Source organism: Micromonospora sp. CPCC 206171, from assembly GCF_036906755.1.
GTDB classification, from domain to species: Bacteria; Actinomycetota; Actinomycetes; order Mycobacteriales; family Micromonosporaceae; genus Micromonospora; species Micromonospora purpureochromogenes.
This window is the reverse complement of sequence record NZ_JBAKHT010000019.1, coordinates 13511-25340: the sequence shown is the minus strand read 5'-3', so window position 1 is coordinate 25340 and position 11830 is coordinate 13511. Positions and strand designations below refer to the sequence as shown.

Genomic DNA, 11830 nt, shown 5'->3' with positions numbered 1-11830 from the left:
CTTCCCGTCGCGGTGGCCGGCGTCGCCGCGCCACCGTCGTTCGCGACTGCGGGGCTCACAGGCTCGCTCCTCGCGCTCACCGGGCCACCGCCTCGTAGACGAAGTTCAGCAGCGCGACGTCGCCGTCGCGTCGCCCGTACCCGGCTGCGGCCGCGCCCATCGCGGCGAGCCGGCGGGGGTCGCGGACCAGCGGGATGACCGTCCGCTCCAGCCAGTCCGGGGTCAGCTCGGCGTCGTCGACGAGCAGCCCGCCGCCGGCCTCCACCACGGGCAGCGCGTTGCGCTTCTGCTCCTGGTTGCTGTGCGGGTACGGCACGTAGATGGTGGGCAGGCCGATGGCGGCCACCTCGGCGCAGGTCATCGCCCCGCCCCGGCCCAGCATCAGGTCGGCGGCGGCGTAGCCCAGCTCCATCTCGGACAGGTAGGGCAGAGCCACGTACGGCACCGGCAGGTCGGTGGGGACCGGCACCGGCTCGTTGCGGGCGCCCATCACGTGCAGCACCTGCACGCCGTTGCGGGCCAGCTCCTTGGCCGCGCCGGAGACCGCCAGGTTGATCGAGCGGGCGCCCTGCGAGCCGCCGGCGACGAAGAGCACCGGCAGGTCGGGGCGGAGTCCGAAGTGGGCCCGGGCGGCGTTGCGCATGGCGGCCCGGTCCAGCCCGGCGATGCCCCGGCGCAGCGGCACGCCGACCACCCGGGCGTCGCGCAGCGACTCGGCCTGCGCGGGCTGGTGCGGGAAGCCCACCGCGACGTTCTTGGTGAACTTCATGCCGAGCCGGTTGGCCACGCCCGGCGGCACGTTCACCTCGTGGATGACGATCGGCAGCTCGCGGCGCCAGGCGGCGAGGTAGCCGGGGACGGAGACGTACCCGCCGAAGCCGACCACCGCGTCGGCCTGCACCTCGTCGATCACCTTGCCCGCGGCGCGGGCCGCCTTCCACATCCGGTCCGGGGTGCGCACCAGGCTCATGTTGACCGAGCGGGGCAGCTGGTAGGCCGGAATCTGCCGCAGGTCGTAGCCGGCCGGCGGGATCAGCTCGTTCTCCAGGCCCTTCGGGGTGCCCAGACAGGTGATCCGGACGCCCGGGTCGTGTCGGCGCAGGCAGTCGGCGAAGGCGAGCAGCGGGTAGATGTGGCCACCCGTACCCCCTCCACAGAGCACCACCGAACGCAGCGGACCCATCAGCGTCTCCTCTCGCTCGCCGTCCCGCCCCGGGTCCGGCCCTGCCGGCCACCGCGCGGTGCGGCCTGGTCGTCCTCCCGCCGCGCTCGCGACCGGGGTACGGACCCTCGGGCAGCCGGTGGCGTCGCCGGGCGGCGGCGCCGGCCGGGAAGCGGCGGCAACGGGGCCCAGAGTAGTCGGACCCACCGGGCGGGCGGACGGGCATGCAGGGCTCGCGCGGCGTCGGGCTCGGCGCGGGCGAACGAGGCGAGGATGCCGACCGCCGCCAGCGTCACGACCAGGGCGCTGCCGCCGTCGGAGATGAACGGCAGCGGCACGCCGGTCAGCGGCAGCAGGCCGATCACGCCACCGATGTTGATGACGGCCTGGCCGACCAGCCACGCGGTGATCGCGGCGGCGGCGAGCCGGCGGAACGGGTCCTCGACCCGCCGCGCGACGCGCAGCCCGGTGTAGGCGAGCACGGCGAAGAGCACCAGGATGACGGTGCAGCCGACCACCCCGAGCTCCTCGGCGATCACCGCGAAGATGAAGTCGTTGTGTGCGGCCGGCAGCCAGCCGAACTTCAGGCTGCTCTTGCCCAGCCCGACGCCGAACCAGCCGCCGTGCTCGATGGCGTTGCGGGCCTGGACGAGCTGCCAGCAGCCGGTCTCCAGGCAGGTGGCCGGGTCGGGCGGGCTGATGAACGAGGTCAACCGGGCGAGCCGGTAGTTCTCCTCGCCGACCGCGCCGGAACCGGCGCCGAGCGAGGCGACGGCCACCAGCACGCCGATGCCGAGCAGGCCCACCGCGGAGAGCGCGGCGAACACCCGCATCCGCACCCCGGCCGCCCAGAGCAGCCCGACCACGATCGCCAGCAGGCAGAGCATGGTGCCCAGGTCGTTGTAGCCGACCAGCACGAAGAGCAGCCCGACCACCGGGAAGAGCGGGGTGGCCAGCTCCTTCCACCAGCCGAGCGCGGCGCCCTTACGGGCGATCACGTGCGCGCCCCAGAGCACCAGCGCGAGCTTGGCCAGCTCGGAGGGCTGCACCTGGATCGGGCCGAGGTAGAGCCAGAGCAGGTTGGCCCGCAGCGGCCCGAGCGCCTTGATCCGGAACAGCGAGTCCAGGGCCAGCAGCAGGTTGAGCACCAGCAGCAGCACCACCGCCGCGCCCAGCACCGGCCGGCCGAGCGAGCGGAAGGTGCTGGCCGGCAGCCGCTGGCAGGCCCAGAACGCGACGATGCCGATCACCGCGAAGACGGCCTGCTTGGTCACCGACGCCGAGGCGTCCCCGGCCTCGGCGTAGTCCTTCACGCTGGTCGCCGAGAAGACCATGGTCAGGCCGATCAGCAGCAGCAGGCCGGCGCTGGACAGCAGCAGGTAGTAGGAGGCCAGCGGGCGGGCCAGCAGGCCGCGCAGCGCCGCCAGGCCGCCGGCCGCGTCCAGGCCGGAGATCGCCGCCGGCGGGTCGGCGGTACGCCCCGCGCCCGCGACCCGCCGCGCCTGGGTCTCCGCCGTCGTCGTCGTGCCGGTGCTGCCTCGGTCCTCCCCCACGAGCCCATCATCGCCGCTTCGCCGGGCCCGTTCGCGCCGTTCGGCCCGGTCGGCGTGTCGGAATGCGGAACGGGGGCCCCTCGGCTATGAGGGACCCCCGTCCGCGACGGTCGCGGCGCGGCCCGGCCGGTGTTCGCGGCCCGGGCGACGCCGGTGGTGTCGGCGACTCAGCCCATGCTGGCCAGGAAGTCGCTGTAGAACAGGCCGAGGGCGATGGCGACGCCGATCCCGGCGATGATCCAGAACCGCACCACGATGTTGACCTCGCTCCAGCCGGCGAGTTCGAAGTGGTGCTGCAACGGCGACATCCGGAACACCCGCTTGCCGGTGGTCCGGAAGGAGATGATCTGGATCACCACCGACATGGTGATGATCACGAACAGCCCACCGATGATCGGCAGCAGCAGGATCGTCCGGGTGGACATCGCCATGCCGGCGATCAGACCGCCCAGGCCGAGCGCGCCGGTGTCGCCCATGAAGATCCGGGCGGGCGAGGTGTTCCACCAGAGGAAGCCGACGCAGGCGCCGGCCGCCGCCCCGGCGATCAGCGCGATCTCCAGCGGGTCCCGGACGGCGTAGCAGTAGTTGTTCGGGTTGGCCGTGTAGGTCGGGTCGGCGCACCAGTGCCGGTACTGCCAGAACGCGATCAAGGCGTACGCGGCCAGCACCATCACCGAGGCGCCGGTGGCGAGGCCGTCGAGGCCGTCGGTGAGGTTCACGCCGTTGGTCGCGGCCATCACCACGAAGATGATCACGATCACCGAGGCGATCTTGCCGATCTCCAGCGCCGGGATGTCCCGGATGAAGCTGAGCGTGGTGGCGCCGACGGTCTCGGTGTTGGTCGCCGCGCCGCTGGCGTCGGTCATCGTGCTCGGGAAGTAGAGCGCCACCACCCCGAAGATCGCGCCGACCAGGATCTGCCCGAAGAGCTTGCCGCGCTTGTTGAGACCGCCGCTGTGCCGCTTGCGGACCTTGAGGAAGTCGTCGATGAAGCCGACCGCGCCGGAGAAGACCATCAGCCCCAGCAGCACCAGCGCCGTGATGGTCGGCTCGACCTGGGCGATCTGCGCGTCCGGCAGCGTGGTCAGGGCCAGGTGACCGGCGACGTACGCGATCACCGTGGCCAGGATGAAGACCACGCCGCCCATCGTCGGCGTGCCCTTCTTGCCCTGGTGCATCGCCGGGCCCTCGGCCCGGATCGGCTGGCCGGCCTTGAGCCGGGTGAACACCTTGATCGCGATCGGGGTGCCGAGCAGCGAGATCAGGAACGCCACGCCGACGGCAATGATCACCGCCCTCATGCGGCGTCCCCGTTCCCGGTGACGCCGGCGCGCAGGGCGTCGGCCACCTCCCAGGTGCGGTACCGGGAGCCCTTCACCAGGACGACGTCGCCCGGCCGTAGCTCGCTGCGCAGCACCTCGACGGCCGCCGCCTGATCGGTGAGCAGCACCGACTCTCCTCCCCAGTCACTTACCGCTGTCGCGCCCTCGTGGATCGGCGCCGCCGGCTCACCCACCACGAGCAGCCGGTCCACGCCCAACTCCGCCGCCAGCCGGCCCACCTCCCGGTGCCCGTCGCGTTCGAAGTCGCCCAGCTCGGCCATGTAGCCGAGCGCGGCAAAGATACGCCCTTCGCGGCGCATGCCGGCAAGGGCGCGCAGCGCCACCGCCGTCGACGCCGGGTTGGCGTTGTACGAGTCGTCGATCACGGTCACCCCGTCGGGCCGGTCGAAGACGTCCATCCGGCGGGTGGAGACCAGCCCCAGCTCGCCCAGGGCGCCGGCCACCTCGGCCGGCGGCATCCCGAGCTCGCGGGCCACCGCCGCCGCGGCCAGCGAGTTCCAGACCTGGTGCCGGCCGGTCAGCCCGAGCCGCACCGGGGCGCTCCCCTCCGGCGTGACCAGGGTGTACGACGGCCGGCCCCGGTCGTCCAGCGACACGTCGACCGCCCGGACGTCGGCGTGCGCGGCCTCGCCGTACCGGACCACCCGGGCGGCGGTGCGCGCGGCCATCGCGTCGACCAGCGGGTCGTCGGCGTTGAGCACGGCCAGCCCGTCGGCCGGCAGCGCCTCGACCAGTTCCCCCTTGGCCAGGGCGATGTTCTCCACCGAGCCGAACTCGCCGATGTGCGCGACCCCGACGTTGAGCACCACGGAGATCCGCGGCGGCACCACGTCGCACAGGTAGCGCACGTGCCCGATCCCCCGGGCACCCTTCTCCATCACCAGGAAGCGGGTCTCCGGCGTGGCCTGCAGGGCCGTGTACGGGTGCCCCAGCTCGTTGTTGAACGAGCCGGGCGGGGCCACCGTCGGGCCGAGCCGGACGGTGAGCTGGGCGATCAGGTCCTTGGTGGTGGTCTTGCCCGACGAGCCGGTCAGCCCGATCACGGTCAGCTGCGGCAGTCGGTCCACCACCGCGCGGGCCAGCCGGCCCATCGCGGTCAGCGCGTCTCCCACCAGCACCATCGGCACCCCGGGCATCTCGCGGGTGCCGAGCACCGCCACCGCGCCCGCGTCCACCGCGCCGGCCGCGTAGTCGTGCCCGTCGACCTTCTCGCCGGGGAACGCGACGAAGAGCGCCCCGGCGGTGACCTTGCGCGAGTCGAACTCGACCGGGCCGGTCACCCGGGCCGCCGGGTCGGCGCCGACGAGACGGCCGTCGACGGCCGAGGCGACCTCGGCCAGGCTCAGCGGGATCACCGTCGACCCGCCAGGTCCCCGAAGCGGGCGCCGAGCGCCTCCGCCAGCTCCACCCGGTCGTCGAACGGGTGCACCTCGCCGGCGACCTCCTGGCCACGCTCGTGGCCCTTGCCGAGCAGCGCCACCACGTCGCCGGGCTCGGCGAGCCGGACCGCCTCGGCGATGGCGGCCCGCCGGCCCGGGGCCTCGATGATCCGGGCGGCGGTGCCGGCCGCGTACGCCCCGGCGAGCACCTCGGCCCGGATCGCGGCCGGGTCCTCGGTGCGCGGGTTGTCGTCGGTCACCAGCACCACGTCGGCGCCCCGCGCCGCGGCGGCGCCCATCACCGGCCGCTTGCCCCGGTCCCGGTCACCACCCGCGCCGATGACGCAGATCAGCCGACCCTCGCTCAGCTCGCGCAGCGCGGCCAGGGCGGCCACGATGGCGTCGGACTTGTGCGCGTAGTCGACCACGCCGCGCACCGGGCCGGCCGCGCTGACCAGTTCCAGCCGCCCCGGGACGCCGCCGCAGGCGGCCACCCCCTCGGCGGCGACCGCCGGGTCGACCCCGGCGGCCACCAGGCTGGCGATGGCCAGCAGCGCGTTGGCCACGTTGTGCCGGCCGGGCAGGGCCACCCCGGCGGGCAGCGCCAGGCCGTCCGGGCCGTGGACGGTGAAGCGCTGGGCGTACCCCTCGCCACCGACCTCGTCGGCCCACCAGGTGGCCGCGCGGTCGCCGGCCGCCGAGTAGCTGACCGTGGCGGGCTTGAACAGCGGGCGCAGCGCCGGGTCGTCGAGGTTGAGCACCTCGGCGGCGCAGCGGCCGTCGAAGAGCCGCGCCTTGGCCGCGAAGTAGTCGGCCGAGTCGGCGTGGAAGTCGAGGTGGTCGGAGCCGAAGTTGGTGTAGCCGCCGACGGTGAACCGGACCCCACCGACCCGCCCCATCGCCAGGGCGTGGCTGGAGACCTCCATGACCAGCGCGGTCACCCCGCGCTCGCGGGCGGCGGCGAGCATGGCGTGCAGGTCGGTCGCCTCCGGGGTGGTCCGGACGCTGTCGATCACCAGATCGCCCAGCCGGGTCTCCACGGTGCCGATCAGGCCGGTGGTGTGCCCGGCGGCGCGCAGGCCGGACTCCACCAGGTAGGCGGTCGAGGTCTTGCCGGCCGTGCCGGTGACCCCGATCACGGTCAGCCCCTCGGTCGGGTCGCCGTAGACGGCGGAGGCGAGGTCGCCGAGCACCGCCCGGGGGTCGGGCACCACCAGGGCGGGCAGGCCGGCCTCGGACACCGCGGCGGCGCCGGCCGGGTCGGTCAGCGCGGCCACCGCGCCGGCGGCCGCGGCGGCCGCGGCGAACTCCGCGCCGTGCCGGCGGGCGCCGGGCAGCGCGGCGTACAGGTCGCCGGGACGGACCTCCTGGCTGGCGTGGGTCGCCCCGGTCACCGCCACGTCGGCGGCGGCCTCCGGCGGCGCGATGGCGAGCCGGGCGGCGAGGTCGCCGAGCCGGACTCCGGGCACGGTACGGGGACGTGGATTGCCGGGCACGGCGTCAGACCCTACCCGGTCGTCCGGTTCCGACCGCACAGCCGCCCCGGTGGTTCGTCCCCACTCACCGATGATGTCCCGCCGTGGCTGTTCAGCGCGGAAAGACCTCGAACTTGGGGGCCTTGCCGCCCGAGGGGGGAACCCGGTAATGCCGCAGCGTGAAGCCCATCATCTCGCGGAAGGCGGGCGCGGCCACCGTGCCGCCCTCGCCACCGGGGCTCCACACGAAGACCGCCACCACGTACCGGGGCTTCTCCGCCGGGGCCATCCCGATGAACGAGCCGACCTCGCCGGGCTGCTTCTCGCCGTCGACCAGCCGCCAGCCGGTGCCGGTCTTGCCGGCGACCCGGTAGCCGGGCACCGCCGCGGCCACGCCGGTCGCCCCGTCGACGGTGGTGACCGCTTCCAGGATGGTGCGCAGCGCGGTGGCGTTGGCCGGGCTGAGCACCGGCCGGGTGACCGGCGGCCCGGCGGGCGTCCGCTTGCCGTCCGCCCCGCTGATCACCTCCTTGATCAGGTGCGGCTGGACGTACGTGCCGTTGTTGGCGATGGTGGCGTACGCGGCGGCCATCTGCAGCGGCGTGGCGTCCACGCTGTGCCCGATCGGCACCGACCCGTATGACGAATCGCTCCACTCGTCGGCGGGCAGTAGCCGCCCGGAGGCCTCCCCCGGCATCCCCTCGCCGGTGGGCTGCCCCAGCCCGAACCGCTTCTGGTAGTCGATCAGCCGGTCCCGGCCCAGCTCGTCGGCGATCTCGATGGTGCCGACGTTGGACGAGAAGGCCATCATCCCCGGCAGGCTCATCCGCCGGCCGTTCGCCGGGTGGGTGTCGGCGAAGGTCGTGTCGCCCTTGGTGACGGTGTTGGGGATGGGCAGGGTGGTGTCCGGGGTGATCACGCCCTCCTGCAACGCCGCGCCGAAGGTGATCGCCTTGTGCACCGACCCCGGGTCGACCACGAAGCTGGTGGCCGCGTCCTCCCGGTCGGTCGGCCGGCTCGGCTCCGGGTTGGCCGCGTTGTAGCTGGGGTGGCTGGCCTGGGCCAGCACCTCGCCGGTCGCCACGTCCAGCACCACGGCGGCGCCGACGCTGCCCCGGGTCTGCGCCATCTGCCGGCCGAGCACCTGCTGCACCTGGTACTGCAGGTCTCGGTCGATGGTGAGCACCAGCGAGCTGCCCGGCTTGGCCGGGGTGGTCTGGCTGTAACCGCCGGGGATGGGGGCGTCCAGGTCGCCCTGGCCCGCCTCGTAGACGCGCCGGCCGTCCTTGCCCTGGAGCACGTCGTCGTAGCGCGCCTCCAGCCCCTCCAGGCCGTTCATGTCCTGGCTGACGAAGCCCACCAGATTGGCGGCGAGGTCGCCGCCGGGCACCTCGCGCCGCTCGTCGCGGTGGGTGCCGATGCCGGCGAGGTCGAGCGCCTCGATCTGCTTGGCCCTGGGGATGTCGACGCCCCGGGCCAGGTACTGGAACTGCGACTCGCCGCCGCCGGCCAGGCCGCGCCGCTTCATCTTCTCGGCCAGCTCCGAGGCGGGCACGCCGAGCAGCGGGGAGAGCAGCCGGGCCGTGGTCGCCCGGTCCTTGACCTGGGTCGGGTCGGCGAAGACGTACCGGGCCTCGACGCTGCGGGCCAGCGGCGCGCCGGTGCGGTCGACGATGGCGCCGCGCGGGGCGGGCAGGTCGACCCGGGTGAGCCGGGAGTCGATGCCTCCGCCCGCGTACGCCGGGGTGTCCACGGCCTGGAGGAAGACCAGCCGGATGCCGATGGTGACGAAGAGCGCCAGCGCGAGCATGGTGCCCAGCCGCAGCCGGCGGCGCGGCTCGGCCAGTTTCGGCGGCCGGCGCGGCTTGCGGGCGGGGCGGCGGGCCGCCGAACGCTCCGGCCGGCGCGGTGCGCGCCCGCCGGACCGGCGGCGCGGCGGCGCCAGCTCCTCGTCGTCGTCCGTCCAGGCCGGCCGGGCCGGGACGGTGCGGATGACGCCGGCCCGGGCGACCGGGGCGGTGTCCCGCCGCCCGGCGCGGGCCGCCGCCCGGCCGCCGTCGAGCACCTGCAACGCCGGGCGGAACGGGTCGCCGGAGCGACCGGCCCGGGGGGTACGCCGCTGGCCGGCCCGCTCCTCACGGCCGCCGGCCCGCTCCTCGCCGCTCTCCCGGATGGTCCGGCCCCGGGGGGTGTACGCCCGGGCGTCGGAGATCCCGCCGATCCCCGGCTCGCCGGTCCGCGGGTCCCCGCCCCGGCCGGCCCGGGACGGGCCGCGCCGGGAGCCCGTGGTGGGGTCCCGGCGCGGGTCGTCCGATCTCGGCGGCACTGCTATCCCCCGTTGCCCTGCTGGCTGGTGATCGCCGGCTGCCCGTCGGCGGGCTGCGGCACGCCGATCATCCGGCCGTCCGGCAGCCGGATGTACGCCGGCTCGCCGGCCTCGACCAGGCCGAGCTTGCGCGCCTCGGCGGTCAGGTTGCCCGGCGCCCGGGCCTCCTCGATCTGCTTGTTCAGCTGCTGCTCGTCCACGTCGAGGCGGGCCTGCTGCTGCTGGAGCTGCTGGAGCTTGAAGGCGTTCTCGTTGATCTTCGTGTTGACGGCCAGGATGCCCAGCACCCCGCCGACGACCAGCACCACGATCAGCGCCGCGAACGGCGCCCGCGGCACCCGCACCGGCGGCGGCGGAGCGACGCGCAGCCGGGGCCGGGCGGCCGTGGTGTCGGTGACCTTCTCCGCCGGCCGCAGCGCGGCGTTGCCCTGAACCGGGAACTCGCGCGCCCCCCGGGCGCGAGCCTCCCCCTGCCGGCCGGCGAGGTCCGCCGGCTTGTCGCCGCGCGTGGTGCGCTGCGCCGCGGTCCGGCCCCCCGACCGCGGTGCGCGCTGCCCGACGGCCGCTCGGCCGTCGCGCTTGTTGACGTTCATGTCCCCTCCCCCTCTTCGTCCGTCCCTGTGCCGTCCCCCGGCGTCGACGCGCGGTCCACTGTGGAACCCGGCGTCGACCCCGTCCCCGGTTGGTGCATCGCCTTGACCCGGCGGCGGTACCGTTCGCGGTCGGTCCGCCCCTGCTGCTCGGTGGCCGGGTCGAGTCGCTCCGCGGCCCGCAGGCGCACCGAGGCGGCGCGCGGGTTCACGGCGACCTCCGCCTCCCCGGGAAGCTCGGCGCCCCGGCTGAGCAGCCGGAACGTCGGGCCCGACCCGGGAAGTTCCACCGGAAGGTCGACCGGGCCCTTACTGCGGACCCGGTCGGCGAGCGCCTGCTTGGTGAGCCGGTCCTCCAGCGAGTGGTAGGACAGGACCACCATGCGGCCGCCCACGTTGAGCTTGTCCAGAGCGGCCGGCAGCGCCGTCTCCAGCGCTGCCAGCTCCCTGTTTACCTCGATCCGTAAAGCCTGAAACGTTCTCTTGGCCGGGTGTCCACCCGTTCGCCGGGCTGGTGCCGGAATGCTCTCCCTGACCAGCTCGGCGAGCCGGGCCGAGGAGGTGATCCGGCCACGCTCGCGCTCCCGGATGATCGCCGAGGCGATCCGCCCGGCGAACTTCTCCTCGCCGTAGACCCGCAGCACCCGGGCCAGGTCCGGGTGCGAGTAGGTGTTGACCACCTCCTCGGCGGTCACCCCCCGGGTCTGGTCCATCCGCATGTCCAGCGGCGCGTCCTGGGCGTACGCGAACCCGCGGTCGGGCGCGTCCAGCTGCAACGAGGAGACCCCCAGGTCGAACAGGATCGCGTCGATGCCCGGGTAGCCGAGCTGCTCCAGCACCTCGGGCAGCTCGTCGTAGACGGCGTGCACCAGGTGGATCCGGTCGGCGAAGCGGGCCAGCCGGACCCGCGCGTGGGCGAGGGCCTCGGTGTCCCGGTCCAGGCCGATCAGCACCGTCCGCGGGTGCCGTTCCAGCACCGCCTCGGCGTGCCCGGCCAGCCCCAGCGTCGCGTCGACGTGCACCGTCCGGTCGCCCCGGTCCAGCGCGGGGGCCAGCAACTCGAGACACCTCTCGAGCAGCACCGGCACGTGCGTGCCGCGTAGCTCCCCCATGTCGACCCCCACTGGTTGAAAGTTCCGTTCGGTCCTGCGACCCTGCTCGTCGGACGACGCCGTGCCGTCGTACCGCCAGATCCCCATCCGCTCCCGCTTCGCCTCCCGAGGCCGCGGCCCCGGAGACTGATCGTGCGCCTGGCACCGGGGAAGGGGTGCCAGGAACTCGAAAGCGGCTGGAGATCTCGCAGTACGTCGGGCGTCGTCACGCCCTACAGGCCGCCGGGCAGCACCCCCTCCTCGATGTCGGCGAAGTCGTCTTCGCTCTCGGCGAGATAGGTCTCCCAGGCCGCCTTGTCCCAGATCTCCACCCGGGTGCTCGCCCCGATCACCACCAGGTCCCGGTCGAGCGCGGCGTACGACCGCAGGTGGGCCGGGATGGTGACCCGTCCCTGCTTGTCGGGGACCTCGTCGTGCGCGCTGGCGAAGAAGACCCGGCTGTAGGCCCGGGCCGCCTTGTGCGTCATCGGCTGCGCGCGCAACTGGTCGGCGATCCGCTGGAACTCGGGCGTGGGGAAGACGTAGAGGCAGCGCTCCTGCCCTTTGGTGATCACGACACCCCCCGCCAGCTCGTCCCGGAACTTCGCCGGAAGGATCAACCGGCCTTTGTCGTCCAGGCGCGGAGTGTGGGTGCCGAGGAACATCGGCCCTACCCCCTCGCCCTTTTAGCGGCGTTCGCGGCGCCGCTGACCCCCCGGGCCGGTGGGCCCTCCCGGCCTCACCATCGCGCCCCACTCTACTCCACTTCCCTCCACCTGCAACCAGAAACGCCCGCGTGGCGCGCCGCTCCGCCGGGCAAAAGCGCACGTCAGGAGGGGTGGAGCGGAGTGGAGGGCCGGAGCGCCCCCCGAGCCGCGTCCGCTACCCGACACCGGTCGACTCCGACCGGC

At 74.3% G+C, this 11830-nt stretch carries 9 protein-coding genes; all 9 read right to left on the bottom strand.

The window, feature by feature from the left end:
- Positions 1–76: 76 nt before the first annotated feature.
- On the bottom strand, positions 77–1183 hold the full coding sequence (gene murG / locus V6U89_RS20850) for an undecaprenyldiphospho-muramoylpentapeptide beta-N-acetylglucosaminyltransferase (protein ID WP_334573035.1): 1107 nt from the start codon (positions 1181–1183) through the stop codon (positions 77–79).
- On the bottom strand, positions 1183–2589 hold the full coding sequence (locus V6U89_RS20845) for an FtsW/RodA/SpoVE family cell cycle protein (RefSeq protein WP_334573122.1): 1407 nt from the start codon (positions 2587–2589) through the stop codon (positions 1183–1185). Before V6U89_RS20845 ends, murG begins: the two co-directional genes overlap by 1 nt.
- Before the next feature lie 293 nt (positions 2590–2882).
- Positions 2883–4016: a phospho-N-acetylmuramoyl-pentapeptide-transferase gene (gene mraY / locus V6U89_RS20840; protein ID WP_154943876.1), complete on the bottom strand. Its 1134-nt coding sequence runs from the start codon at positions 4014–4016 to the stop codon at positions 2883–2885.
- A complete protein-coding gene (locus tag V6U89_RS20835; protein WP_334573034.1) occupies positions 4013–5413 on the bottom strand; it encodes a UDP-N-acetylmuramoyl-tripeptide--D-alanyl-D-alanine ligase in 1401 nt (466 codons plus the stop codon). Before V6U89_RS20835 ends, mraY begins: the two co-directional genes overlap by 4 nt.
- Positions 5410–6972, bottom strand: coding sequence for a UDP-N-acetylmuramoyl-L-alanyl-D-glutamate--2,6-diaminopimelate ligase (locus V6U89_RS20830; protein WP_334573033.1), 1563 nt, complete (start codon positions 6970–6972; stop codon positions 5410–5412). The genes V6U89_RS20835 and V6U89_RS20830 overlap by 4 nt, the downstream gene beginning before the upstream one ends.
- A gap of 52 nt (positions 6973–7024) precedes the next feature.
- Positions 7025–9238 carry a peptidoglycan D,D-transpeptidase FtsI family protein gene (locus V6U89_RS20825; protein ID WP_334573032.1) on the bottom strand — a complete coding sequence of 738 codons (2214 nt, stop codon included), beginning with the start codon at positions 9236–9238 and terminating at the stop codon, positions 7025–7027.
- 2 nt (positions 9239–9240) lie between these two features.
- Positions 9241–9831, bottom strand: a complete 591-nt coding sequence (locus tag V6U89_RS20820; RefSeq protein ID WP_334573031.1) for a hypothetical protein — start codon at positions 9829–9831, stop codon at positions 9241–9243.
- Positions 9828–10940, bottom strand: coding sequence for a 16S rRNA (cytosine(1402)-N(4))-methyltransferase RsmH (rsmH, locus tag V6U89_RS20815; RefSeq protein WP_334573030.1), 1113 nt, complete (start codon positions 10938–10940; stop codon positions 9828–9830). The genes V6U89_RS20820 and rsmH overlap by 4 nt, the downstream gene beginning before the upstream one ends.
- 212 nt (positions 10941–11152) lie before the next feature.
- Positions 11153–11584, bottom strand: a complete 432-nt coding sequence (mraZ, locus tag V6U89_RS20810; protein WP_088961118.1) for a division/cell wall cluster transcriptional repressor MraZ — start codon at positions 11582–11584, stop codon at positions 11153–11155.
- Between the last annotated feature and the right edge of the window lie 246 nt (positions 11585–11830).

Excerpts from the sequence above, each read along its gene's own strand:
- murG (WP_334573035.1), bottom strand. The coding sequence starts at position 1,183 with ATGGGTCCGCTGCGTTCGGTGGTGCTCTGTGGAGGGGGTACGGGTGGC.
- mraY (WP_154943876.1), bottom strand. The coding sequence starts at position 4,016 with ATGAGGGCGGTGATCATTGCCGTCGGCGTGGCGTTCCTGATCTCGCTG.
- V6U89_RS20820 (WP_334573031.1), bottom strand. The coding sequence starts at position 9,831 with ATGAACGTCAACAAGCGCGACGGCCGAGCGGCCGTCGGGCAGCGCGCA.
- rsmH (WP_334573030.1), bottom strand. The coding sequence starts at position 10,940 with ATGGGGGAGCTACGCGGCACGCACGTGCCGGTGCTGCTCGAGAGGTGT.
- mraZ (WP_088961118.1), bottom strand. The coding sequence starts at position 11,584 with ATGTTCCTCGGCACCCACACTCCGCGCCTGGACGACAAAGGCCGGTTG.